We start from the raw sequence: 23,909 nt of genomic DNA on the forward strand, positions 1-23,909 counted from the left end.
GACAACGCACCCTATTCCACGTTACCTTGTCAACGAAAAAGCCGCGTCCGCATTTCCGGCTCGAACGGCCTGTAGACGCTCTGCAAGCCAAGTTCCGAGATCTTCTCCCGGACCCAGCATCATGCGCTCCACGGCTTCCGCTTCCTGCAATTTGCGATAAGCGGAAGCCGAATCCAAAGCCGCTTTAGGCGGAGTCGGATTCGCGGCAATCATGGCTCCGTCTCGAATGATGAATTGCAACTCCTCAAATACTTCAAGAGTCATGCGAATCATGCGAATGGAGCAACCGGAAGCGCGGGACAAATGTCGAACCAATTGTTCCTCGCTCACCTGATCTGCCGCAGCGCGGCGAAGCTCTACATAGATCGTCTTGATCCGTTCGCGGCTTGGCTCGCTCAAGCGCTGCGCCGAAGGCCCGCTTGCCGGATACAAAAGAACCATGTTTTCCAGCGAAGGGAATTCGGCCAACAGCTTGTCCAATTGCGCAGCGGTATCCGGAATATCCAAAACGAACAATGTACGCGTTTCGGCCGGCTCCGCATGCTGCTGCCTGCTTTCCGTTCCTTGAATCCCGGAATATTCATCATACAGCCAAAGCGGCAGTTGCGCCAGAGTCTTCTGCGAAACTTTTAGTGTCGTTTTATTTAAGGCGATTGCAACCTGGCTCGGCTCGCACGCCAACACGTTTTCGGACTTTTTGCGGAAGCGTTCGACATCTTCTGCCGAAGCTTCCGGAGCTCGCCGATCAAACACCTGAAAAGCCGGCAGCGCCAGATCGCGGACCATCAACTGGGGTTTGCGGCTCCCTCTCCATTCATTGATGCTCGGTTCCGCAAGCAGATCCAACCGATCTCCTTCGCTCAGATACTCGGCCAATGCTCCTTTTCCGAAAGCGACCGCTTCAACGACGCAACCCTCTTGTTCGACGACCAGTTTCAAATGCGTATTCGTCTTGCCCATCGTGAGTACGCGTTGAAGCTTTACATTCCGGAACACCAATTGCGGAGTCGGGTTGCTCATGCCGAACGGAGCCATGCGATCCAGGTCTTCGATGACGGGAATCGGGATATCCGCCAGCGAACATTCGGTCTCGGCTTCGATGACGGGAACCAAATGCTCCGGCAGTAGCTTTTCGGCTGCGTGATCATTCAATCCGCGTTCGAAATCTTCGAGACGTTCTCGCAGCAAACTCATACCGGCTGCAGAAGGGTGACCTCCGAAATGCTGCATCGTATCTTCGACCGACAATAGCGCTTCATAGATATCAAAGTCAGGAATCGAGCGCGCCGATCCTTTGCAGGTTCCTTTTTCCGCGTCAATGCCCAGTATAATCGTCGGACGGTAATAGCGCTCAAGAATTTTGGAAGCGACAATACCGACAACGCCGACATTCCAGCCTTCTCCGGCCAATACGATCACGTCGGGAATCGACCCTTCAGCGGCCGCAATCTTGTTTTCCAGCATGACGACCGCTTCGCTGACGATATCTTCCACGTTCTTTTGCCGGTCTTTGTTCAGCAGATCCAACACCGAAGCCAGATGCTCCGCACGGTCTTGTTCATCGGTAATCAGCAGATCAACCGCGCGGTTGGCATGATCCAGTCTGCCGCTGGCATTGATGCGCGGAGCAATAGCGAAAGCGATTCCTATCGAATTCAGCTGTTCCGGTTGGCTGCCCGCTATAGCCAGCAATTCTTTGATGCCGAGCGATGGGTGCAGACGCATACGTTCAATCCCTCTAGCGACCAACAAGCGGTTTTCGCCTGTAAGGGGCATCAAATCCGCGACTGTGCCGATAGCAGCAAGATCCAACCATTCTTCCGGCGGCCGCCCCAACAGAGCATGAGACAATTTGAAAGCAACGCCCACGCCCGCCAACCCTTTGAATGGATAACTGCACATGGAAAGCTTAGGATTGACGAGAGCTACTGCTTGGGGCAATACAGCCGGAGGCTCGTGGTGATCGGTTACGACCGTATCGATTCCGAGCGATGACGCATAGGCGATCTGGTCTACGGCACTGATGCCCGTGTCGACCGTAACAATCAACTTGACGCCTTCGGCTGCTGCCTGGTCGATCGCATGACGATGCAAGCCGTATCCTTCTTTCGAGCGATGCGGGATATAGGTGCCGAAGTCCGCTTCCAATACAGTCAGCAAACGGATCATAAGCGCTGTGCTGGATACGCCGTCCGCGTCATAGTCTCCGTACACCCAAATCCGCTCTTTCCGCTCAAGCGCCGTTCGGATGCGTTGTACGGCAACATCCATCCCATGCAGCAGAAACGGATCATGCAGCCCATCCAAACTCTCGTCTCCGTTCAAAAAATCGGAGGCCGCATCGGATGTGGCATAGCCACGGTTTACCAGCAAGGAGGCCAGCAGCGGGGACACGCCCATGTCATCACTTAGCTGCTCCACGGTTACCTGCTTCGGACTTGCGATTTTCCATTGATATCGGGAATGAAGCACAAGCTCACCTGCCTTTTAAAAAACGTAATTTATTGAACAATCGTCGGCTGCTCGCCGCTTTCGGGAAGCTCTTCGTTCGATTTATAAGGATATCCCGCATGATAAGGTTCAACACGCACGCGAACATCTACAACCCGTACAAAGCGATGCATCAACAGATCTCGGGATCGTTGGGCGATCTCCTCGGCTTCCTTGACCGTCATTCGGGGATTGACGCTTAACACCAGCTCGACCGTAACCGTTTCAAGCGATTCCTGTGCTTTTAACTCCCGAACTTCGATCACGCCTTGAATGCGCTGGACGGTCTCGATAAAAGGCTTAGGATCAACCATTTTGAGTCCGGCACCTTTCTGCGACGAAGACTCGAAAAACGATGACATCAGGCGCAGCGCCTTCACGATAACAAGGATCGCCACCAACAAAGAGGCAGCCGGGTCGGCATAAGCAAACAAAGGAATATCAAAACCGCTTCCGGCAACCGACAAAGCCATTCCCGCCGCTACGAGCATGGACGCATAAAGGGAAATTCGATGCTCTGCCGCATATCGGATCGCTGCTTCGCGGTCCTGCCGGAGCCGACGGCGATAACCCCAAACAAACAAGCCTTCTCCAATGACCACCGCTACGGAAAAGGCAGCAACCGCCCAACCGTTCAGTGTTTGACCGGGTCCGTTCATTAACTGCCCGATTGCGGAAATAGAAGCTTCGATTGCACCTACAAGCACTAACGCCGCCAGCAGTATTTTGATCCATAAGGAAGAATGGCGAGGACTTCGCGTACCGCGCACTGCGTCCGCTACCGAATTCAATGCATCGGTAAGCAGAGCCTGACTTCCTCCGAACCAGCCGCCGACTCCTTTAACCAGCGCCGTAAAACCAAGCAGGCAGGCATCGGTCCAACCTGTAGAATTCCCGCTATCTTGTTGACGGACCGTCATAATGATTCCCCTCTCGTATTCGATCCCAAAATCATAAAAGCCGCGCCTCGAATTCGGGACGCGGCTCTACGGCTGCTTGTACTTGTCTCACACCCAGCTTTGCATGCAGCGCAAGACAAGCACCAAGCCGTAAGGATATTAATTCGTCGCTTTGGACGGTTGGGCCGCGGACGGCTTCTTTTTGTTTCTGAGCGCCAGCCACAACGGGCTTGCGATAAAGATCGACGAGTAAGCGCCGAACAGCAAGCCGATAACCATGGCCAGAGAAAACATGCGAATCGATTCGCTGCCCAAGATGAGCAGAGCGAAAGCCGCGATGAATACGGTAAATACCGTACCGAGCGAGCGGGTCATCGTTTGAGAGATACTCTTGTTCACGACATCTTCAAGATCGGCGTGCGTTTGCTTTTTGGCGAAACGCAGATTCTCGCGAACTCGGTCGAAGATTACGATCGTATCGTTGATCGAGAAACCGATGATGGTCAAGATCGCGACAATGAAGGTCAAATTAACTTCGAGTCGTAAAATCGAGAACACGCTGATTACGAGAAAAGCGTCATGCAGAAGGGCAACGACAGCCGACAAAGCGAAACGCCATTCGAATCGGATTGTGACGTAAATGACGATGCCGATGCTTGCGACAATTATCGCCAGAAGCGCATTTCGCTCCAGTTCTTTAGCGATCTCGGTGTCCACCGTATTAATCTCGTACGATGCGTTGTTGTCGATTTGGCTGTTGAACGTCGATTGAAGGGACTGTGCCTGCGCATCAGTCAAGACTTCCGGAAAACGAATATTGACTCGGTCGTTGCCCGCCGTAATATTGGCTTCCTGATCAAGTTTCGCATCAACCAGTACTTTTTGAACGTCCGCTTGCGTCACGACCTTGGATACGGAAATATCCACGTTCGAGCCCGAGCGGAAATCAACGCCGTAGTTCAATCCGAAGATTGAAAGGCAGATAATGCCTGCCAATGTGATCAGAATCGAAAATCCGTAAAAATACTTACTGGCTTTGATAAAATTGAAATCCCACTTCGAGCTTGAGGATGGGTTCTTAGAGCTCACGAATTTCACTTCCCTTCACTCCGAAATACGCCGGTTTTTTCAAGGACTTTGCTTTAACCAGCAGGGAGAGCAGGTAACGCGACAAGAAGACGTTCGTGATGATACTGGTCACAATATCAATCATCAGAACCAACGCGAATCCGCGAACCGACCCCGTACCCAGCCAGAACATGACGGCCCCGGCAATCAGAGTCGTGATCTGAGCATCCATGACGGTACGGAACGAACTCTTGCTGCCGGAACGGAAAGCCGACAAGATGCTTTTACCGCTTCGAATCTCTTCTTTGATCCGTTCCGAGGTAATGATATTGGCGTCGACCGCCATGCCTATACCCAGTATAAACGCCGCGATCCCCGGCAGGGTCAGCGTAATGCCCGCCCAATTGAAGATCAGGATCGTTCCCCAGGTATGGATAAGCAGACAGAATGCCGCGATCAATCCTGGCACCCGATACATGAATACCATGAAGATCAAAATGATGATGGAGCCGATGATACCGGCGCGCAGCGTCTGGTCAAGCGACTGTTGTCCCAAGGTTGCACCGACGCTTTGCGAATATTTCTCGGTCAACTGCAGCGGCAACGCGCCGAGATTGATGGTGTCGCGCAAATTTTGCGCTTCTTCCCGCGTGAAGTCGCCTGTAATTTGAGCGGTTCCGCCTGTGATGCGCTGCTGCACGGTCGGTGCAGACAACATTTCGTCATCAAGGAAAATCGCCATCGGCTGGCCGATCAAACGACCCGTCACGTCCGCAAACTTGCTCGCATCGTTCAATTCGATCGAAATCATCGGATTGTTGAGCGAGTCGTACTGAACGGAAGCGCCGTTAGGCTTGAAATCTTCGCCGGTCAGCTCGATTTTGTCGAACCCTTGATATGGATCCGACGGCGTCGCTTCGGCATCGGTACCCGCTGCTTCGTCAGTACCGGTCGTGCCGCTATCCGTTCCTGCTGCTTCGGTTGCTTCGTCGGTTGCCGCCGCGCCGTCGGACGAATCTTCGACTGCGGCTCCGTCCGTACTTGTTGCCGCATCCGTGCTGCCTGCCCCGCTGGTCGAATCCGGATTTTCCACAGCCGTTTCGTCCTCGGTTGCAGTGCCGGCGTCGTCCGTCGTACTTTCTTCCGAAGAGTTACCCAGACTGCGGAACGTCAGGTTAGCGGGTTCTTTGATACGTTCCCTTACGGCCGTTTCGTCGGTGACGCCCGCGATTCTAAGACGAATCCGGTTGGCGCCTTCGGTAGTGATCTCCGGCTCGCTTCCCCCAATGGCGTCTACGCGTTTTTCGAGACTCTTGGCCGTCTCGGTCAGGGATTCTCGGGTGACTTCTGTTCCGCCCGTCATTGGCGACGCCTCGTACAGGATCTCGAAGCCTCCCTTTAAATCCAGTCCCAATCTGACTGAATTCAACAGGTTGGGCGTGCTCCAAATCATGACCCCGATTGAGACGAGCACAATAACAATGAAACTGACAATTCTCTTCATGCCGTTTCTGGTTCCCCCTTTTTTCTCAATATTCCCATTATAGCGACGCCGTAAAATGGAGTCAATGAAGCAAAAAGAAAGGCCCTCCTTTAGGAAAAGGGAGCCTCTTTCAGCGCCGCAAGAGTGAGGTAGTTCATCATCCCGTCCGCACGCAGCGTCAGAATGTCGTTTACGATGCGATGCAAGGGCGGATCCTGTCTCCCTGCATACTTGCCGTTCACGCACTGCCACACGTCTTCCCAGGTCGTGTGCTCATAGCCGAGAAAATGAAATTCATCCGCTTTGCGACGACAAAGTTCGATCACGGCTTCAGTCAATTCTTCTCCGGCAAGCTCTTCTCCTATCGGTTCCTGCCCTTCCCACTTCTCTTCTGCCGCCATGACCTGCCCCTTTCTCCGTGAACGCACAACCCCAGCATTCCGACTTTGTTGTTCATTCGACGCAACGGGCTTCATTCCTGCCGCCCATTCCATACCTCGGGCAAAAGCCGGCCAATTATAAAATATTCACGTACAGATACCAGCCTCCGGCTGCCAATGCAAGCAAAGTTAACGGAAATGCCACAATCAGATACGACAAATAAGAAAAGCGATAGCCTTCTTTTTGCGCTAATCCGGCAGCCAATACCCCCGCGACCGAACCTGCCAGCGTTCCGCTTGAACCGATTCCGCTACCCAACGCCAATGCCCACCAAAGTCCTTGGAGATCCGCCGGGCGAACGACTTCCATCTGCAAGCCGATGGTCTGGATCAATGGAATGGAAGCCGCAATCAGCGGGACAGGGTCCAATACCGCGGAAAACAATCCCGAAACGGCAAACAGGACGAGTGCCGTCAATGTCTTGTTCTCATTGGTTAACTCCAGGAGTTTCGTCGCGATTTCTCCGGTAATGCCCGTTTCCACAAGACCGCCTGCCAGCACATAGAATCCAACCAGCACGCCAAGCGTTTTGAAATCCATCCGATCCCGAATTTGCCGAAGTTCGTCCCCTGAGCGCACATTGACGGCAAGCATCAATAGCCCCGCCGCGATAGCCACAGTGCCGCTGCCCATATTGAATCGGTCATGCCAAATCAAACCCGCAATCAACAAGATCAGCACGCCGATCGACAACAGTGCCTGAGAACGGTTTGTCAGATAGCTCGAAGGATTAAGCGATGCAAGTTCCGTTTTGCGATCCCCGTTTCCCTTCATCTCCCGGCGGAAGATCAGCATGAGCAGAGCAACATGTACAATAAGCAAAATCAATGCCGGCTGTAACAAATGAGCTGCAAAAGCGCGTGTATCCATATCCGCGGCCGTGCCGATCATCATATTCGGCACGCTTCCAGCCAAGGTTGTCATTCCGCCCAGATTGCAAGCGATGACGCTCATGATCAGAAAAGGAACCGGGCCGATTCGCAAGGTTCGCCCGATCCGCAAAATCAAGGGGGCCAACAATAATAAGGCCGGACCGCTGCCCAATATTGCCGATGTCAGTGCCGCGATCAGCGTCACGACGACAAGTACGGCAGGCAGGCTGCCAGATACCGTTTGTACGATTCGCAAAGCTGTAAAATGGACGATTCCACTGCGATCGACCGCTGCGGCCGTAATCATCATCCCTACCAAAAGCAGCAGCGTATTGAGTGCGATATGATGCGACAATGCCGCGTTCCAGTCGACAATTCCGAGCACTAACAGTGCCAGCGCTCCGATGATCGCGGCCCATCCTCCGTTTATTTTTTCCGTTACGACCAGCACATAGACGATCGCAAATACGGCTGCTGCCGTATAGACCGGCCAAAATGCGGTATCGATTGCGGAAATCATGCAGTCACTTCCTTTCAACAGATCCCCTTAAGATAGGGCGCGTACGCAAACTCGTCCTAATTATGTAGAGTGCCATTAGCGGCAAATGTTTCGGTAAACCCTTTAAAACACGCCCTAATAAGCAGGAAAAAAGAAGCTGCCGAAGAACGGAGATAACCCGTTCGGCGGCAGCTTGCTTGCAAGGCCGCGGCAATTCACCTCCGTCGGCGCTTCCTTCATTCGTCTTACTTCTTGTCGAGGCTGACGTCGGAGCTGCCTGCCGTTGTAACATGGCTGATTGCGCTGCGGTCGAACGTCATTTTTGTAACATCATTTACGCGCAGAACAGCTACATCGTTCGTAATCTCCAGGATTGTACCGTGCAGACCACCGATCGTGACGACCTTGTCGCCTTTTTTAAGCTGTCCGAGCATAGCATTACGTTGTTTTTGTTTCTTTTGTTGCGGGCGAATCAGCAGGAAATAGAAAATGGCGATCATGAACACGAACGGAATGATCGTCATAATGATTCCGCCGCCGCCGGCAGGAGCAGCTGTAAGCGTTGCAGCTTGAAACATCGTTAATCCCCCTTATTATGCGAATGGCCGTACGAAAGTCCTCGTACCGGACCCGTGGGGCAGCTTAGAACCCGTTGCTGTTGGCGTGCATGCCATACTGCTCAAAGAATTCGTCGCGGAAATCAAGCAAGCGATCCTCGCGGATAGCCTGACGGACGCCGCTCATCAAGTTGAGCAGGAAGTGGAGATTGTGATAAGTGGTCAGCCGGAGGCCGAACGTCTCGTCAGCCTTGATCAGGTGACGCAGGTACGCCCGGGAATAGTTCCGGCAGGTATAGCAATCGCAGTTCGGATCGAGAGGACCGAAGTCTCTCGCGTACTGGGCATTGCGTACAACCACCCGGCCCTGGCTTGTCATCGTCGTTCCGTTACGCGCAATGCGCGTTGGCAGCACGCAGTCGAACATATCGACTCCGCGAATGGCGCCTTCGAGCAGAGCATCCGGAGAACCTACGCCCATCAAATAGCGGGGCTTGTTCGCCGGGAGCAGCGGTACTGTATACTCCAGCACTTCATACATCAGATGCTTCGGTTCTCCCACACTCAGTCCACCAATAGCATACCCCGGGAAATCCATCGAAGTCAAATCAGCCGCGCTCTGACGACGCAGGTCTTCATGCATGCCGCCCTGCACGATTGCGAACAATCCTTGATCTTCCGGGCGCGCGTGAGCTTTCAGGCAGCGCTCCGCCCATCTCGACGTACGTTCAAGCGAGCGTTTGAGGTAAGCATGCTCGGCCGGGTAAGGCGGACATTCGTCGAAAGCCATCATGATATCCGATCCCAGCGCGTTTTGGATTTCCATCGCCACTTCCGGCGACAGGAACAGCTTGTCTCCGTTGAGGTGGGAACGGAAGTTTACGCCTTCTTCGGTGATCTTGCGCATTTCAGCCAGGCTGAATACTTGGAAGCCGCCGCTGTCGGTCAAGATCGGACGATCCCAGTTCATGAATTTGTGCAGGCCGCCGGCTTCGCGAATGATTTCGTGTCCCGGGCGGAGGAACAGGTGATAGGTGTTGCTCAGGATGATCTGGGCATTCATTTGTTTGAGCTCTTCAGGGCTCATCGTTTTGACGGTGGCGAGGGTACCGACCGGCATGAAGGTCGGGGTCTCGATTACGCCGTGCGGCGTGTGGACCAGGCCGAGGCGCGCGCCGGACTGTTTACAGGTTTTGATATGTTCGTAGCGAATAGCGGATGTCATTGGATCGTTCCTTTGCAAGAAAATAGGAGTAGATCCTGTTCGTTTTGTGGCTAAAGGGCGGTGCTGCTGGAGAAATTCGTTCAAGACGCTGTCTCACTCGGAAAATGGATGGAATTTAAACAAGGAATTTTCCGAGTTCAAAGGCCAACACTTTACGTGTGTTACCTTAGGTTTTCTTTGAAAACCTATATTTCACTGAATTTCTCCCTCCGCACTTTTGCTTCGCTCAGCAGGACAGGATTTTCTCAGAAGCTTTCATGAAGCTTACGCTCTTAGATTAAAAATCAAAAGATAACTAATCGATCAATATTCCAACTCTCAATAAATAAACATCGCGTCCCCGAAGCTGAAGAAGCGGTATTCGCGTTCTACGGCTTCGCGGTAGGCGGCCAGGACGTTGTCGCGGCCGGCCAGGGCGCTGACGAGCATGACTAGGGTCGACTTCGGCAGGTGGAAATTGGTGATCAGGGCATCGACGATTTTGAGGTCTTCGCCGGGATACAGGAAGATCTGGGTCCAGCCGCTGTCCGCGCCGAGACGGCCGTGTTCGTCCATGGTGCGTCTGGCCGCGGATTCGAGCGTGCGGGTCGACGTGGTGCCGACGGATACGATCCGGCCGCCGCGTTCGCGGGTGCGGTTGATCAGCTCCGCGGTTTCGGCGGGAAGCTCGTAATACTCTTCGTGCATGACGTGTTCCTCGACGTTTTCTACCGAGACCGGACGGAAGGTGCCGAGTCCCACGTGCAAGGTGACGAAGCCGATATCCACGCCTTTATCTTGCAGCTTTTGCAGCAACTCGTCGGTAAAATGCAGACCTGCCGTCGGCGCTGCGGCGGAGCCTTCGTGCTTGGCATAAACGGTCTGATAGCGCTCGCGATCGTCCAGCCGCTCTTTGATGTAAGGCGGCAGCGGCATTTCGCCGAGACGATCGAGAATCTCTTGGAAAATGCCTTCGTAGCGGAACTCGATAATGCGCGCGCCCATGTCGCCTTCTTCGAGTACCACGGCTTCAAGCTCGTCGCCGAAACGCAGGACAGCGCCGGTTTTTACTTTTTTGCCGGGCTTCGCTAATGTCTCCCAACGATCGCCTTCAATGTTTTTGAGCAATAGCAGTTCCACGCGGGCACCGGTCTCCGGTTTAACGCCGTGCAGACGCGCCGGCATGACGCGGGTATCGTTGAGAATCAACGTATCGCCGGCGTTCAGCTTATCCAAGATGTCGTAAAAATGCAAGTGCTCGGTCGCTCCCGTTTGCTTGTTCAACGTGAGCAAACGGGAGGACGTACGCTCCGCAAGCGGAGTCTGGGCAATCAATCGTTCAGGCAATTCAAAATCGTAATCTTCTACATTCATGGAGTCTTCAGTCCTTAATCAGTTCTACGTTATTGTAATAATGCAGCAAAATATCTTCGTATGTCTCGCCCTCGTCGGCAAGTCCTTTGGCTCCCCATTGCGACAACCCAAGTCCGTGTCCGTTTCCGCGTCCGACGAAGAAGAACCCGGTGCCGGAAGAAACGGCGGAGGTGTTCGTGCCGACCGAAGCAAGGCTGCGGCTCAATGCGTTTGCGTGCGAAGACGCGCCGATCGTAAGCCTGGCCGCAGACAGTCCTCCTTTGGACGCCGTGGCGTTCGTGATTACCGTATAAGCATCCGCCGACACCACATCGAACAACGTACTCGGCAGGCCGCTAAGCGCGGAACGGAACATATCCGGATATTTCACGTCGATCTTGAATCCGTTGATTTTAAGTTCGGTCGCACGACCCGAAGGGCCGCGTTGGCTGATCTGAATACTCTGAATGGTCGCAGGCAGTTTTGTCGTCGTACGACCTTTGAGCGAAGTCAGCAGCTGGGAAGACGTATACGGTCCGCGAATCCATTCATAGGTGTTGGACTCGCTCACGACTTCCAGTACAAGTGCTTCATCGCCGGGATTCATTTTCGACAATTCGGATACGCTGCTTTGGATCAACGGCAACGGACGGACCTTGGTGCTCTGTGCCGTCACGGTCATTTTACGGAAGCCGGTGGCATCCGTTCCTTTGTCCTTCACGTTATCCTCGCGTACGTAGCCGATCGTTCCGTTCGCCAGCGCCACGTGGTACCACTTTTTCAAGTTGGCCGCTGCCGCGCTGTCGGATTGGGAAGCCACGCTGGAAAACAGATTGCTTCCGCCGCTGTTCCATACTTCCGTCGGGTCGGACGTTACGCCGCCCGCATTGGAAGAGAACAGAGCTTCGACCGCTTTGCCTCCTTGTTCCAAAATCTCGCCGGACGTCGCGTCGACCGCGGCGTTGACCGATTTGCTTTCGGAACCCACTCCGTTATAAGCCTGGCTCAACGTCGAATCGACAACGTCGGCGACTTTGAACTTGGTTGCCGTTTGCGTCTGCACGGTTGCGTAGCTGCGCGCGGCGACCGCTTGCGCCTTCAGCGACTCTTCCGGCCAAGAAGCCGGAACTTCGGAGCCGACGACGGAATACAGGTACTGCTCCATCGGCAGCTCGTTCACCAGATACAGTTGTCCGCCGTACACCCCGATTTCCAGATCGCCCCGGTACGAACGCTTCGAGCGCTCTTCGACGCGGATGCCTTTGTCCGCCGCACCGTCGATCCAGATCCGATCCTGCTGGCCGAGCGACAATACGTAAGAAGGCACCGTCGTGCCGTTGTTCAGGTCGGCCGTCGCCTCGCTGCGAACGGCGGCCGAAGCGGAAACACCGTCGGAAACGGATAACGCGATGCCCGGCAGCTTACCGGCCAGCGAAACTTTCAACGCGTCCAGCGCGGAAGCGTTATTCGCTTCTCCGACCTGCACGCTGTACGAAACTTTGCCGTTGACGGAAGAAACGCGCAGAACGCCGTCGACTCCGGCATCCAGCACTTTTTGCAAAGCACCGGCCGCCGCGGCCTGCGTGCCGTAGCTGCCCGCATTCAGCGACAGCGTTCCGACGGCCGCCGGAGCCAATCCGCTTACCGCTTTGACTGAAGCGTTCGCGTTCAGGCGAGCCGCCGCATCGGATGCCGCCTTGTCGCTCGCGTAAGGCCCGGCATATAACTGGTAGAGGTCCTGACCGTTGCGAACGATCTTGTACACGGACAGTTTGTCGGATCCCGACTTCAGTTTGGATGCCAGTGCGGAGACGGCTTTAAGGTCGCCGCTTTCCCCGAGTTTGACGCGGGGGCCGCCCAAAGCGAACGAAGAAGCCGCTCCGGGAGAAGTCGAAAACCACTTGATATAGCCGGCGTCCGTCTTTTGCCCGACCGCGACCGCTTGTTCCGGCGTCAGCGTAATCTTGTCCGTCGTCTGTTTATACGTGCTGCCCAAATTCAAAAACAGTCCTACGCGTACCGTATTGTCCGCTTCCGCCGCGTGAGCGGGCGTATGAAGCGGCAAAAACGAAAAAGCGACGGCGGCCGCAAGCAGCGGCTTCCCCCATTTGGCGGACTTTCCGTTCGAACGTTGCTTGGTCATGCTCGCGTTCCTCCTTGAGGCGAATTATTTTCCGTCTTCCGGCATCGGCAGTCCCAGGTGCGAATAGGCCTGGGCAGTGACAACGCGGCCTCTCGGCGTGCGCTGGATAAACCCGCTTTGCAGCAGGTAAGGTTCGTAAACGTCTTCGATCGTCTGGCTTTCCTCGCCGATCGTCGCCGCGATCGTATCGAGTCCGACCGGACCGCCGCGGAAATTCTGAATCATCGCTTTCAACATCTTATGGTCGATGCTGTCGAGCCCCCTCGGATCGACTTGAAGGCGGGTTAAAGCTTCGGACGCAATCTCCGGGGTAATGATACCGTCTCCCCGTACCTGCGCGAAATCCCGTACGCGTTTGAGCAACCGGTTGGCAATGCGCGGAGTCCCCCGGGCCCGAAGCGCGATCTCTTCGGCGGCGTCTCCGATAATCTCCACATTGAGCGTGTCCGCGTTGCGAGCTACGATAAAGGCTAACTCTTCTACCCCGTAAAACTCCAGCCTGCTGACCACGCCGAAACGGTCGCGCAGCGGAGCCGACAACAATCCCGCGCGCGTCGTCGCGCCGATCAGCGTGAACGGCGGCAGGTCGAGACGCACCGAACGGGCGCTCGGCCCCTTGCCGATCATGATATCGAGCGCGGAATCTTCCATCGCCGGATACATGACTTCTTCGACCGTTCGATGCAGGCGGTGAATTTCGTCGATAAACAAAACGTCGCCTTCTTGCAAATTGGTAAGCAGCGCGGCGAGATCGCCCGGACGTTCGATCGCCGGGCCGGACGTCGTGCGCAGATTGACGCCGAGCTCGTTGGCGATAATGTTCGCCAACGTCGTTTTTCCCAGTCCCGGAGGACCGTACAACAATACGTGATCCAGTGCCTCGTTCCGCATTTTCGCGGCTTCGATATACACCTTCAAATTTTCCTTGACCTGGTTCTGACCGATGTATTCCGACAAATAGCGGGGACGCAGACTCAATTCCACCGCCTGGTCTTCCATCATCAGATTGGCCGATATAATGCGGTCGTCTTCCATAAATCCACCGTTCCTCCCCGTTCATCCTTACTTTACCTCATTTAGCCCCGATAAAGAACCTTTAATGCCCGCTTCATCAGCGCGTCGACCGGTTCGCCCGGTTTTAAATCTTCTTTTAACTCCATCCACACTTTATCAAGCTCGGCATCGGTGTAACCCAACACTTCCAGGCCTTCCCGGGCTTCTTTCCAGCCTCCGCCGTCCAGTTCCGCTTCCGCGGCAACGGTATTGTCGAACAATCCGCCGAGCGAAGGCGCAACGAATCCGTCCAGACGGTCCTTGAGATCCAAGATCATGCGCTGGGCCGTCTTTTTCCCGATCCCAGGCAGCTTGGTCAAAAACGTCACGTTTTCCTGCTGGATCGCGGACACGACTTTCTCGGGCGAGCCTCCGGCCAATATGCCCAGCGCCACTCTCGGCCCGATCCCCGTCACGTCGATCAACCGACGGAACAGCTTCTGTTCTTCGCGCGTCGAAAAGCCGTACAGCGAGATGGCGTCTTCGCGCACGCTGTGATGCGTATACACCGTGACCGGCTCCGACGACCCTTTTGCGGCAAAAGCATACGGATTCGGACAAAACACCCGGTACCCTACGCCCTGCACGTCGACAACGATATATTCATTTTCCATATGGGCAACCAGCCCGCGTACAAAATCGATCATTTTCGCAGTACCCCATTTAATTTGGAATTCAAACTTACCGAATGCGCATGACAGATCGCGACGGCCAAAGCATCCGCCACGTCATCCGGTTTCGGCACCGCAGACAGTTTAAGCAGCAGCTTCACCATCTCCTGGACCTGTTTTTTTTCGGCTTTGCCGTAACCGACCACAGCCTGCTTGACCATCATCGGCGTGTATTCGGCGATCGGAATCCCTTTTTGCACGGCCGCGAGCAGCAGCACGCCGCGCGCTTGGGCAACCGGCAGCGCCGTAGTGACGTTTCGGCTGAAATACAGCTTTTCCACGCCTACCTGATCCGGCTTGTATTTATCGATCAGCTGCACCATGCTTTCGTAAACGTCGCGCAGCCGCTCCTCCTCGGGCGTATGCGCCTTCGTCTGGATGCTTCCGTACTGCACCGGCGTCAGCTTATTGCCTTCTTTATCCACGAATCCGAAGCCGACGATCGCCAGGCCCGGGTCAATGCCCAAAATGCGCAAATCCATCTCTCCTCTATCTTTAACGGCGAAATTCTGCATGGAATGTAGTCCAGAGCTTCCGGAATCTTGAGCCCGAAGCGAACATATGTATTCCTTCTGTTCATTATAGCAAAAATAGCACTCGCCGGGAAAAAACTTTGCCCTCTTCCGTACCTTTGACGCCAGTTCCCCTTCGCTGCGCGTTTCGTGTATAATTTGGCTGTGCGCTTCAGATTCCTAACGTAACAGATACGCGTAAACGAAGCTTTTTTTACATACCGACAGGCAAAGGAGACGATCACAATGATCATCAAACCGAAAACAAGAGGCTTTATCTGCACCACCGCTCATCCGGAGGGATGTGCCAAGCAAGTCGAGAAGCAAGTCGAATACGTAAAATCGCAAAAGAAAATCGACGGCCCGGCCAACGTGCTCGTGATCGGTTCCTCAACCGGATACGGCCTCGCTTCGCGTATTACGGCAGCTGTCGGCGCGGGCGCGAACACGATCGGCGTCTTCTTCGACAAACCGGCGGAAGGCGCGCGCACGGCATCGGCAGGTTGGTATAACACAGCCGGCTTCGAAGCGGAAGCAGCCAAGCTGGGCGTCAAGTCTTTTAACATCGTAGGCGACGCTTTCTCGAACGAAATCAAGACGCAAACGATCGACCTGATCAAAAAAGAACTGGGCCAAGTCGACCTCGTCGTCTACAGCGTCGCTTCCCCGCGCCGCACGCATCCGGTGACGGGCGAGACGTTCACTTCCGTAATCAAGCCGATCGGCGCGCCTTACAGCAACAAAACGATGAACTTCCATACGGGCGAAGTGTCCACGACGACGATCGAACCGGCGACGGAAGAAGAAGTACGGCAGACGATCGCGGTCATGGGCGGCGAAGATTGGAAAATGTGGATGGACGCGCTGCAAGAAGCCGGAGCGCTGGCGCAAGGCGCGACGACCGTCGCTTATTCGTACATCGGTCCCGAAGTCACCCATGCCATCTATCGCGAAGGCACGATCGGCAAAGCGAAAAACGATCTGGAACAAACCGCGAACGTGCTGAAAGAAAGCTTGAGCGCAATCGGCGGACGCGCCTTCGTATCGGTCAACAAAGCGCTTGTTACCCAGTCCAGCTCGGCGATTCCGGTCGTGCCGCTGTACATTTCGGCGCTGTACCGCGTCATGAAAGAAAAAGACCTGCACGAGAACTGCATCGAGCAGATGTACCGCTTGTTCGCGGATCGTCTGTACGGCGAAGAAACTTCGGCGGACGAAAAAGGATTGATTCGCGTCGACGATTGGGAAATGCGCGAAGACGTTCAAAACGAAGTCACGCGCCGTTGGAACGAACTGGGCACCGAAAACGTGGAAGAGCTGTCCGATCTGGCCGGCTACCGCCGCGAATTCTTCCAACTGTTCGGCTTTGAAAGCGACGGCGTGGATTACGAAGTCGATACCGATCCGAACGTGCCGATGCCGAACCTGCGTTAATCGTTAACGTTTTACGGCTGTCGAGAAAGTCACGTTCGCGGAAAAAGCGGGAAAACTCCGAGAGAAATTCGTTTTCTCGCTCCCAGCTACGTTGAACTTTCCCAACAAAAAAACCGTCTTGCTTGCCCATGGGCAGGAAAGACGGTTTTTCGTTTCGCTTATCGATTCGATGCTTTTTCAGGTTCGACCACGGGGGACAAATCAAAGGGGAGACGCGGCGGCCGCCCACTGCTTGATACCTTCCATCAGCCCGGAGTAGTCCACTTTGGCGTAATCGGTGACGTCCAACTCGTACAATTGCCCCAACGCGAACGTATCGTAGCCTCTCGTCGTGCATCGTTTGACGAACTCTTCGTAACTCAATAATTGATCCGCCCGGCTTCGATCCGCCAATCGTTGACCTGGCGAATATACGGATACCAAGTGTCCCAAATGTCTGGAATGATCCAGATCCCGTCTGCGCTGCCGCTGGTATAACGCGTCAAGATCCCCGATCAGTCTGATCGTCAGCACCCGATATCCGTATTTCGCCGCCAAATAAGTCAGGCATGGCTTTTGCTTGTCGCTGAACGGATAATCGGACAGGATATTGCGCCCGGCCTGCATATGCTTGTCCATCAACTCGTAGTACTGCGCCCACGACCTTTGTTCGAGCATTCGTTTTTCTTGCATATTCGCAAATCCGTATCGATCGAACTCAGCTTCTTTCAGCGTATCGAGCGATATTTTTCCGAATGCGCCGAACCGTTCCTGAAGCCGTTCGCCCAAAAAAGTTTTCCCCGTACCCGGCAATCCCGCCAGCAGAATAAGCACCTTTTCCATCTGGATCTCCATGCCTATCTTACCGTGTTCAAACGACCTTCCTTATTCATGAAAATGCCGATCTTGTGCTTGACCACCTCTTTCACCGCTTCATTGCATGGAATAATGTTGTGGCGAAGCGATTTGTTGATTTTGGTGTCGGAAAACGTGCCTTTGGCCGCCTCCGTCCAGGTGACGAGCAGCTCCGTGCCGACGTTGAATTTGCGGATGCCGTTATCGATCAGCTCGGGAATATCGTTTTCGTTGACGCCGGTGCCGCCGTGGATCACGAGCGGAACGTCGACGGCCGCATCGATTTGTTTCAACAACGGAATATTTACTGCGGTTTTGGATTTGTATTGGCCGTGGTTGGTGCCGATCGCGATCGCCAGCGCGTCCACGCCTGTCGCTTTGACGAATTTGACCGCATCCTGCGGATCGGTATACGCTTTCTGGTCTTCGTCGACATGAATGCCTTCTTCCGTGCCTCCGATCGTGCCGAGTTCGCCTTCGACGGAAACGTTATGCCGATGCGCATAATCGACGACCGCCCGGGTCTTCATGATGTTTTCTTTAAAAGGCAGATGCGAACCGTCGTACATGACCGAGGTATAGCCTTTGTCGATCGCTTCCTTGATGTCGTCGAAATCCCGCGCGTGATCCAGATGCAGTACCACGTCGACCATTTCTTTTTCCGCCATCGACTTGCAGACCGCAACGAAGTTTTCGTGACCGACGTAGCGGGCCGTATCGATACTCGTCTGAATGATGATCGGCGCTCCTAATTCTTTCGCCGCGCGGATCATATCCGGCAGCATCTCCAGATTGTGCGCGTTGAATGCCCCTACCGTATAATTCAGTTCTTCCGCTCTGCGAGTCGCTTCTTTTAACGTGATGTACATGAATGTTTCCCTCCCGGTGGATTCTGTATGTGTGTCTGCGGCTTATTTCAGGCCGCGCGTCACGTCTTTTGAAATCTGCATCATGCCGTCCATCTTCTGCATATACAGTTGAAGCAACGATTCATCGTTGGATTTTGCCGCTTCCGCGCGTTTTTGGTTGTACAGCTTCAGCAGTGTTTTGTAGCCGGGACCGATTGATTTCTTGTTTTGAAGACTGGCTTCGAAAGCAGCGATCGCGTCGTCGTCTTTTCCCAACTCGTACAAAGCCAATCCCAGCTCTTCTTGAACGGCCGCCTGCTCCTCGCCTGCTTTTTGCGCAATTTCTGCCTGCTTGGCCGAAATGGTATGCAGCAGTTCGGCTTTGCGTTCTTCGCTCATCTCATTTTCTGTACCGGCCATGTCCGGCGATTGCTGCGGTTTCTTTTCTTTCTTTTTACCAAAACCAAACATATCCCCTGCCTCCTGTCGCTCATCTTAGAATGCTTTCATAAGCGGTCCGATAATCCATGCGTATAACAGGGCAGCCGCCACCGTATCCACGTCCGTCGCCGTCGCGTTCACGAATCCCATGCTGTTGAAGATCGTGACCAGCAGTGCCGGAAGCAAAGTGATGAAAAAGCCGTGGAAAATACCGCCGATGATCGCCCCGCGCCGCCCGCCGACCGCGTTGCCGAAGATCCCGGCCGTGCCTCCTGCGAAAAAGTTGGTCAGCACGCCCGGCAAAATCATCGCCCAGCCGAACACCGGAAGGAAGAACATGGCGATGATCGAACCGATCGTCGTCGTAATAAAGCCTACGATGACCGCATTCGGGCTGTACGGGAACAACACCGGGCAGTCCAGCGCCGGAATCGCGTTCGGCACCAGACGCATCGCGATTCCGCGGAAAGCCGGTACGATCTCACCCAGCAGCAGCCGAACGCCTGCCAGCAGCACGTAAACGCCTACGACGAACTGAATCGATTGCAAGAAAGCGAACATCAGGTAATTAGTTCCGCCGGACAGGGTAGCGCCGAACTCCGGTCCCGCGAAAGCCGCCGTCACGATGAACAAAGGCACCATCACGACCATCAGCGACAAATACGTATCTTGCAAAAATTCGAATTGAGGCGGGAGCTTCAGATCTTCGACCGATTTTTTCTTTTCGCCTTTTTCGCCGAAAACCTTTGCTACTCCCGCTTCGAACACATAGCCGATCGTACAAAAGTGGCCGAGCGCGATCTCATTCATGCCGGTGATTTTACGCACGAACGGTTGGGCAATCGCGGGCATCGCCACGGCGAATACGCCGCCGATGAAACCGCCTACAAGAATTAGCGCAATCCCTCTCAGTCCGGCAAAATAACCGAACACCGTCGTCATGGTCGCCATCCACAGAATCGCTTGCCCCGTCAAAAAAATGTATTTCCAGCGGGTAAAACGGGCGATCAGAATATTGAATACGAAGATCGCCAGAAACGTCAGCGCGATATCCCGGCCAAGCCCGAGTTCGTTCATCGCTTGTCCGTTAATGGCTTCGATCGAAGGAATGATGCCCTGCATATTGAAGCCTTCGGTGAAAATGTCGCCGAAGTACACGAGACTGCCCACGATGATCGCGGAGCCTGCGGACAAGACCATGAAGCCGAGTAAGGTTTTGAGCGAACCCGAGATTGTTTGTCCGACGGATTTCTTTTGCAGAATCAGACCGAGCATCGCGATCAACGCCACCGTCACCGAAGCTTGCGTCAAAATATTATCGATGATGAAATTGATTACTCCCATGTTCCCTCACCTGTTCTCTCGTCGATTATTAGGCCAAAACGCCTTTTCCCTGCAACACCGGCGTAATCTTTTCTTCGATCTCCTGCTTGGATACGATATTTTTCAGATAAATGATCGTCGTCTGCGCAGGGTCGACATCGAACTTCTCGAATTGCGTCTGAAAGTTCTGAGCCGTCATGATGATATCCGGTCGAAGCGATACGGCGGACGAGATATCGCTGTGATCCAGATTAGCTTGTACCCCGAGCTTGCCGAGCACGTCTTCCGCCGCCATCTGGCAGGCAAAGCTGCTTCCGAGTCCCGCGCCGCATACGAACAAAATTTTCACTTTTTTCATAGTTGTTCTCCCCTTTTTGCAATGATGTAAGGATTAGTTCAGTTGGCTGTCCGAATTATCGTGAACCGGAGTTTCTCCATGTAAAACCTCATTAAAAGTAGCAACATCCTGCGCTGCGAACAACTTCTCTAATTTCTCGTTATCATCGATCAATTCCACCAAACTCTTCATGATTTTGATATGGGAATGGGAATTGATCGCGGCCAGACAAAACACAATCTTGACAGGATCATTGTCCGGATGTCCGAAATTGACCGGCTCTTTCAACGTCATGACGCTGATCCCAAGTTCGTTGACTCCGTCCTCCGGCCGTGCATGCGCCAACGCCAGATGTTTGCCCACCACGATATACGCCCCGAATTCTTCAACGGATTTGATCATGGCGTTAATGTATCTTTGCTCGATCACTCCGCTATCCAGCAAGGGCTCGGCAACTTTGGTAATCGCCTCCCTCCAATCGGCTCCTTCTTGATTCAGCAAAATATTCGTATCCGTCAAAACATCCTGTAGCATCGGCTGTAGCTCCCTTGTGTTAATTTTCAGTTGATGCTGCTTGAATGTGTTTTCTACCTTTTGATAGCTATCGGGCGTTACGCTGCCTCCGCTATCCACAATCAAACTCAATACATCCTGCATCAGCCTCGTCGCATCCAGCTTGTTGGAAATCTTTCTTCGGTGGTTGTTATGCTCCGCAAGGAAAGCGCTTACCTCTTTCTTATCACTTTCCATGAGAATCGGATTAAGCAGCAGAATCGGCTTTTTCGGATACTCGATCGGGATGCTGGTAAAGATCAGATCCACATCCAGCTTGTCGATAAAAGACAGTTCATAGGTGCTCAGCACCGCCACAATCTCGATATTGAATTGTCTTTTGAGATTGGCCGCCAGCAGCTTTCCGGTCGAAATCCCATGATTGCAGACCACTACCGCTTGATACACATCCTGTTCTTCTTCGTGCATGCGGCTGGCCGAGGTTGAGAAGTATACGGTCAAAAATCCAATTTCGTCTTCCGACAAACCGGTTTGGGTATAGGCTTCGATCTGCTTACCGAAACAGGCTACCGCTTGGTACATCGCTCCGTAAGACTCTTTGATCGTGTCTTTCAGTGGATTGAAGGCTTGAAGATTGTTTTGTGCTCGACTAAGCAGTCCGGTAATATGCCGATACAATCCTTCGTACAAATCTTCTTCTTCCTGTGAAAAAGGGATGCCTGTTACCCTCTCCACATGCTCGATCAGTTGAATGGTCAACAACTGTGCCGCCACCCAATCGAACGAACTATTCATGTCTTTGGGCTTGAATGACTCAATGCTGAAGGTCATGTATTTGATTTCATGCAGCGACGGGAATAATGACAGTTCGGCACAAATCTCGTCCGCAAAATTTCTGACCGGTCCTTCTTTGATCTCGGCTCTTGTTTTGGTCGATTCGCTGACGGTATTGCCTTCCCGCACGCGCCTCACCCATACGGCCGTAAACAAAATGATCTGATTCCGATACACGTGGTTGGTCTCTGCATCCGCCTTTTTCAATCGTTCGTCGTAAAGCCTGTCCAAAATCTGAAGCATATCGCGATCCAGGTAATGCAGAGCAAATTGCGTAATCACGTCGCTGCTTTTTCCTTGCGTAAGCTGCTCAACGTCCACCTGATTATTGATGGCTTCAAACAGCATGGAACGGATTGAACGCTCGTCGCCTTGCAGCACGATTCCCTGTTTGGTCAGGCTCACGACGGCTATGCCGTACGGATGCAAATAGTGGCGCAGTTTCCGCATATCTTCATCTAGCGTGCTTTTCGATACTTGCAGTTTTTCTTCCATCTCATACAGCAATGTAACCCGGCTCGTATCCGCAATGTCCAACAGCAAGAACAGAAAACGTTCATCCGGGCGGTAGTAGTCTTTGGCCCGGGTTTCTTCGATCCGTTCCAACAGCACTCTCGTTTCTTGTTCCGGCAACAACAACGTCATGCCTGACCCTCTTGCCGTCGTGATCGCCGGGTATTGATGCTCAACCAAATATTCGTTGATCCGCACGACTTCATTACGCAGCGTTCGTTCGCTTACTCGAAATTCTTTGCTCAAATCCTCCACGGTCAACGGTGCACTCACTTTTAAAAATCTGGCGAATATTCGTTGTGTGCGTTCCTTCATGAAGTTGTGGCCCCTTTCATATCTCGATTATAGATTCTCCCCCTGTGAAAGTTTAGTGTATCTTGTTGCCACTTCAACCTGCAAAAATGTAAGCGCTACACTTTGCTAACTTGCTTCAACACCTGCTCTTTCTTTGAATATAAAAAAATGCCTTTACTCCGCGGAATCTTTTCGTAAAGCAAGATTCTGTGGAGTAAAAGCATTAGGGCGTGTACGCAAAATAAAACAACTTCACCATCAACAAAAAACACCGGCATCGGCGTAAAATTTCTACATCCGATCCGGTGTTGAAGTTTAAAAGAAATGGCGCGCCCTGAGAGATTCGAACTCCCGGCCTTTTGATTCGTAGTCAAACGCTCTATCCAGCTGAGCTAAGGGCGCAAAATAATGGAGCGGACGACGGGAATCGAACCCGCGACCCTCGCCTTGGCAAGGCGATGCTCTACCGCTGAGCCACGTCCGCAAAACATTATTGAAGTAAAAATGGCGGAACCGACGGGATTTGAACCCGCGATCTCCTGCGTGACAGGCAGGCATGTTAACCCCTACACCACGGTTCCAGGCCATAAGGTGAAGCAATTGCGGGGGCAGGATTTGAACCTGCGACCTTCGGGTTATGAGCCCGACGAGCTACCGAGCTGCTCCACCCCGCGTCAGAGTGTAATTCATCATCCCATGATTCATGCGACTTCGTCACTAAAGTCTTCATGGTGGAGGCTGAGGGGATCGAACCCCCGACCCTCTGCTTGTAAGGCAGATGCTCTCCCAGCTGAGCTAAGCCTCCGTATGTATATGACCCGTAGGGGATTCGAACCCCTGTTACCTCCGTGAAAGGGAGGTGTCTTAACCCCTTGACCAACGGGCCTTGCTGCGAATGTCGTCCGTTTTGCGTCTCGCTTGTTTCAGCGTGTTGCCCGCGGCGACAAGAAATAATATACCATGCGAGCATTACAAAGGTCAACCCTTTTTCGCAAAAAACTTTGAGAAAGTTTGAATCGAGTTAAAATCGACGATATTAAAGCTATTGCGATGCATGTTATTAAACGTTTATGCCGGGCGGTTAAACAGGCAGTGCATATGTGGCGGCTACGGGAGAAATTCGTTCAAAACGCTGTCTCGCTTGGAAAACCGGATCGGAATTTAAATTAGGGTATTTTCCAAGTTCAAAGGCGTTTTTCACTGAATTTCTCCCTCCGCCTAGTGTTGGCACGTGTTGGAAAGCTTCTAAAAGAACATAAGGCGTACATTGTCTTTAATCTTAACTTTTTAGAC

The 23,909-nt window shown here is 53.3% G+C and carries 20 protein-coding genes and 6 tRNA genes; 1 reads left to right on the top strand and 25 read right to left on the bottom strand.

Annotated features, from left to right (window positions below; all coding sequences use genetic code 11):
- Positions 1-21 precede the first annotated feature (21 nt).
- From recJ to ruvC, 13 genes are all read right to left on the bottom strand, one after another.
- Positions 22-2,472, bottom strand: coding sequence for a single-stranded-DNA-specific exonuclease RecJ (gene recJ / locus HRQ63_RS21725; RefSeq protein WP_172247241.1), 2,451 nt, complete (start codon positions 2,470-2,472; stop codon positions 22-24).
- 29 nt (positions 2,473-2,501) lie between these two features.
- The gene (locus HRQ63_RS21730; RefSeq protein WP_172247242.1) at positions 2,502-3,410 is read right to left on the bottom strand and encodes a cation diffusion facilitator family transporter; all 909 of its coding nucleotides are present in this window, start codon (positions 3,408-3,410) and stop codon (positions 2,502-2,504) included.
- A 138-nt stretch (positions 3,411-3,548) separates the two neighbouring features.
- Positions 3,549-4,478, bottom strand: coding sequence for a protein translocase subunit SecF (secF, locus tag HRQ63_RS21735; protein WP_051507318.1), 930 nt, complete (start codon positions 4,476-4,478; stop codon positions 3,549-3,551).
- The gene (secD, locus tag HRQ63_RS21740; protein ID WP_172247243.1) at positions 4,468-5,961 is read right to left on the bottom strand and encodes a protein translocase subunit SecD; all 1,494 of its coding nucleotides are present in this window, start codon (positions 5,959-5,961) and stop codon (positions 4,468-4,470) included. The genes secF and secD overlap by 11 nt, the downstream gene beginning before the upstream one ends.
- Positions 5,962-6,050: 89 nt before the next feature.
- Positions 6,051-6,341, bottom strand: coding sequence for a post-transcriptional regulator (locus tag HRQ63_RS21745; protein ID WP_216674023.1), 291 nt, complete (start codon positions 6,339-6,341; stop codon positions 6,051-6,053).
- A gap of 115 nt (positions 6,342-6,456) precedes the next feature.
- A complete protein-coding gene (locus HRQ63_RS21750; RefSeq protein ID WP_172247244.1) occupies positions 6,457-7,773 on the bottom strand; it encodes an ArsB/NhaD family transporter in 1,317 nt (438 codons plus the stop codon).
- 224 nt (positions 7,774-7,997) lie between these two features.
- Positions 7,998-8,330, bottom strand: a complete 333-nt coding sequence (gene yajC, locus HRQ63_RS21755; protein ID WP_172247245.1) for a preprotein translocase subunit YajC — start codon at positions 8,328-8,330, stop codon at positions 7,998-8,000.
- 64 nt (positions 8,331-8,394) lie between these two features.
- On the bottom strand, positions 8,395-9,534 hold the full coding sequence (gene tgt, locus HRQ63_RS21760; protein WP_172247246.1) for a tRNA guanosine(34) transglycosylase Tgt: 1,140 nt from the start codon (positions 9,532-9,534) through the stop codon (positions 8,395-8,397).
- 318 nt (positions 9,535-9,852) lie between these two features.
- Positions 9,853-10,887, bottom strand: coding sequence for a tRNA preQ1(34) S-adenosylmethionine ribosyltransferase-isomerase QueA (gene queA, locus HRQ63_RS21765; RefSeq protein WP_172247247.1), 1,035 nt, complete (start codon positions 10,885-10,887; stop codon positions 9,853-9,855).
- 7 nt (positions 10,888-10,894) lie between these two features.
- Positions 10,895-13,009, bottom strand: coding sequence for a SpoIID/LytB domain-containing protein (locus HRQ63_RS21770; protein ID WP_172247248.1), 2,115 nt, complete (start codon positions 13,007-13,009; stop codon positions 10,895-10,897).
- A gap of 24 nt (positions 13,010-13,033) precedes the next feature.
- The gene (gene ruvB, locus HRQ63_RS21775) at positions 13,034-14,044 is read right to left on the bottom strand and encodes a Holliday junction branch migration DNA helicase RuvB (RefSeq protein WP_172247249.1); all 1,011 of its coding nucleotides are present in this window, start codon (positions 14,042-14,044) and stop codon (positions 13,034-13,036) included.
- Between the two features lie 41 nt (positions 14,045-14,085).
- Complete coding sequence (gene ruvA / locus HRQ63_RS21780; RefSeq protein WP_172247250.1) at positions 14,086-14,709, bottom strand: Holliday junction branch migration protein RuvA; 624 nt, start codon at positions 14,707-14,709, stop codon at positions 14,086-14,088.
- Positions 14,706-15,209 (bottom strand): crossover junction endodeoxyribonuclease RuvC, encoded by a 504-nt coding sequence (gene ruvC / locus HRQ63_RS21785; RefSeq protein WP_037293509.1) that lies wholly within the window; start codon positions 15,207-15,209, stop codon positions 14,706-14,708. The genes ruvA and ruvC overlap by 4 nt, the downstream gene beginning before the upstream one ends.
- Before the next feature lie 282 nt (positions 15,210-15,491).
- Between ruvC and fabV the strand changes: the two genes are divergently transcribed.
- The gene (gene fabV, locus HRQ63_RS21790) at positions 15,492-16,679 is read left to right on the top strand and encodes an enoyl-ACP reductase FabV (RefSeq protein ID WP_172247251.1); all 1,188 of its coding nucleotides are present in this window, start codon (positions 15,492-15,494) and stop codon (positions 16,677-16,679) included.
- A gap of 201 nt (positions 16,680-16,880) precedes the next feature.
- Here the strand turns inward: fabV and HRQ63_RS21795 are convergent, their stop codons facing one another.
- The 12 genes from HRQ63_RS21795 to HRQ63_RS21850 all read right to left on the bottom strand — a co-directional run bounded on the left by HRQ63_RS21795 (position 16,881) and on the right by HRQ63_RS21850 (position 23,502).
- Positions 16,881-17,501, bottom strand: a complete 621-nt coding sequence (locus HRQ63_RS21795; protein ID WP_172247252.1) for a P-loop nucleotide/nucleoside kinase family protein — start codon at positions 17,499-17,501, stop codon at positions 16,881-16,883.
- 14 nt (positions 17,502-17,515) lie between these two features.
- On the bottom strand, positions 17,516-18,382 hold the full coding sequence (locus HRQ63_RS21800) for a class II fructose-bisphosphate aldolase (protein WP_172247253.1): 867 nt from the start codon (positions 18,380-18,382) through the stop codon (positions 17,516-17,518).
- Positions 18,383-18,424: 42 nt separating this feature from the next.
- Positions 18,425-18,832 (bottom strand): tetratricopeptide repeat protein, encoded by a 408-nt coding sequence (locus HRQ63_RS21805; protein WP_172247254.1) that lies wholly within the window; start codon positions 18,830-18,832, stop codon positions 18,425-18,427.
- Between the two features lie 24 nt (positions 18,833-18,856).
- Positions 18,857-20,146: a PTS sugar transporter subunit IIC gene (locus HRQ63_RS21810; protein WP_172247255.1), complete on the bottom strand. Its 1,290-nt coding sequence runs from the start codon at positions 20,144-20,146 to the stop codon at positions 18,857-18,859.
- Between the two features lie 28 nt (positions 20,147-20,174).
- Positions 20,175-20,483 carry a PTS sugar transporter subunit IIB gene (locus HRQ63_RS21815; RefSeq protein WP_172247256.1) on the bottom strand — a complete coding sequence of 103 codons (309 nt, stop codon included), beginning with the start codon at positions 20,481-20,483 and terminating at the stop codon, positions 20,175-20,177.
- Between the two features lie 33 nt (positions 20,484-20,516).
- Positions 20,517-22,637: a BglG family transcription antiterminator gene (locus tag HRQ63_RS21820; RefSeq protein WP_172247257.1), complete on the bottom strand. Its 2,121-nt coding sequence runs from the start codon at positions 22,635-22,637 to the stop codon at positions 20,517-20,519.
- Between the two features lie 304 nt (positions 22,638-22,941).
- A tRNA-Arg gene (locus HRQ63_RS21825) sits at positions 22,942-23,018 on the bottom strand.
- A gap of 7 nt (positions 23,019-23,025) precedes the next feature.
- Positions 23,026-23,100 (bottom strand) — tRNA-Gly (locus HRQ63_RS21830).
- A 21-nt stretch (positions 23,101-23,121) separates the two neighbouring features.
- A tRNA-Asp gene (locus HRQ63_RS21835) sits at positions 23,122-23,197 on the bottom strand.
- A gap of 19 nt (positions 23,198-23,216) precedes the next feature.
- A tRNA-Met gene (locus HRQ63_RS21840) sits at positions 23,217-23,290 on the bottom strand.
- A 55-nt stretch (positions 23,291-23,345) separates the two neighbouring features.
- Positions 23,346-23,421, bottom strand: a tRNA-Val gene (locus HRQ63_RS21845).
- A gap of 9 nt (positions 23,422-23,430) precedes the next feature.
- Positions 23,431-23,502, bottom strand: a tRNA-Glu gene (locus tag HRQ63_RS21850).
- Positions 23,503-23,909 lie beyond the last annotated feature (407 nt).

The sequence above is a fragment of the Saccharibacillus endophyticus genome (genome assembly GCF_013185185.1).
GTDB classification, from domain to species: domain Bacteria; phylum Bacillota; class Bacilli; order Paenibacillales; family Paenibacillaceae; genus Saccharibacillus; species Saccharibacillus endophyticus.

Coding starts and splice junctions, on each gene's coding strand:
- HRQ63_RS21730 (WP_172247242.1), bottom strand. CDS start 3,410: ATGACGGTCCGTCAACAAGATAGCGGGAATTCTACAGGTTGGACCGAT.
- secD (WP_172247243.1), bottom strand. CDS start 5,961: ATGAAGAGAATTGTCAGTTTCATTGTTATTGTGCTCGTCTCAATCGGG.
- HRQ63_RS21745 (WP_216674023.1), bottom strand. CDS start 6,341: ATGGCGGCAGAAGAGAAGTGGGAAGGGCAGGAACCGATAGGAGAAGAG.
- HRQ63_RS21750 (WP_172247244.1), bottom strand. CDS start 7,773: ATGATTTCCGCAATCGATACCGCATTTTGGCCGGTCTATACGGCAGCA.
- yajC (WP_172247245.1), bottom strand. CDS start 8,330: ATGTTTCAAGCTGCAACGCTTACAGCTGCTCCTGCCGGCGGCGGCGGA.
- tgt (WP_172247246.1), bottom strand. CDS start 9,534: ATGACATCCGCTATTCGCTACGAACATATCAAAACCTGTAAACAGTCC.
- queA (WP_172247247.1), bottom strand. CDS start 10,887: ATGAATGTAGAAGATTACGATTTTGAATTGCCTGAACGATTGATTGCC.
- HRQ63_RS21770 (WP_172247248.1), bottom strand. CDS start 13,009: ATGACCAAGCAACGTTCGAACGGAAAGTCCGCCAAATGGGGGAAGCCG.
- ruvB (WP_172247249.1), bottom strand. CDS start 14,044: ATGGAAGACGACCGCATTATATCGGCCAATCTGATGATGGAAGACCAG.
- ruvA (WP_172247250.1), bottom strand. CDS start 14,709: ATGATCGATTTTGTACGCGGGCTGGTTGCCCATATGGAAAATGAATAT.
- fabV (WP_172247251.1), top strand. CDS start 15,492: ATGATCATCAAACCGAAAACAAGAGGCTTTATCTGCACCACCGCTCAT.
- HRQ63_RS21795 (WP_172247252.1), bottom strand. CDS start 17,501: ATGGAAAAGGTGCTTATTCTGCTGGCGGGATTGCCGGGTACGGGGAAA.
- HRQ63_RS21800 (WP_172247253.1), bottom strand. CDS start 18,382: ATGTACATCACGTTAAAAGAAGCGACTCGCAGAGCGGAAGAACTGAAT.
- HRQ63_RS21805 (WP_172247254.1), bottom strand. CDS start 18,832: ATGTTTGGTTTTGGTAAAAAGAAAGAAAAGAAACCGCAGCAATCGCCG.
- HRQ63_RS21810 (WP_172247255.1), bottom strand. CDS start 20,146: ATGGGAGTAATCAATTTCATCATCGATAATATTTTGACGCAAGCTTCG.
- HRQ63_RS21815 (WP_172247256.1), bottom strand. CDS start 20,483: ATGAAAAAAGTGAAAATTTTGTTCGTATGCGGCGCGGGACTCGGAAGC.
- HRQ63_RS21820 (WP_172247257.1), bottom strand. CDS start 22,637: ATGAAGGAACGCACACAACGAATATTCGCCAGATTTTTAAAAGTGAGT.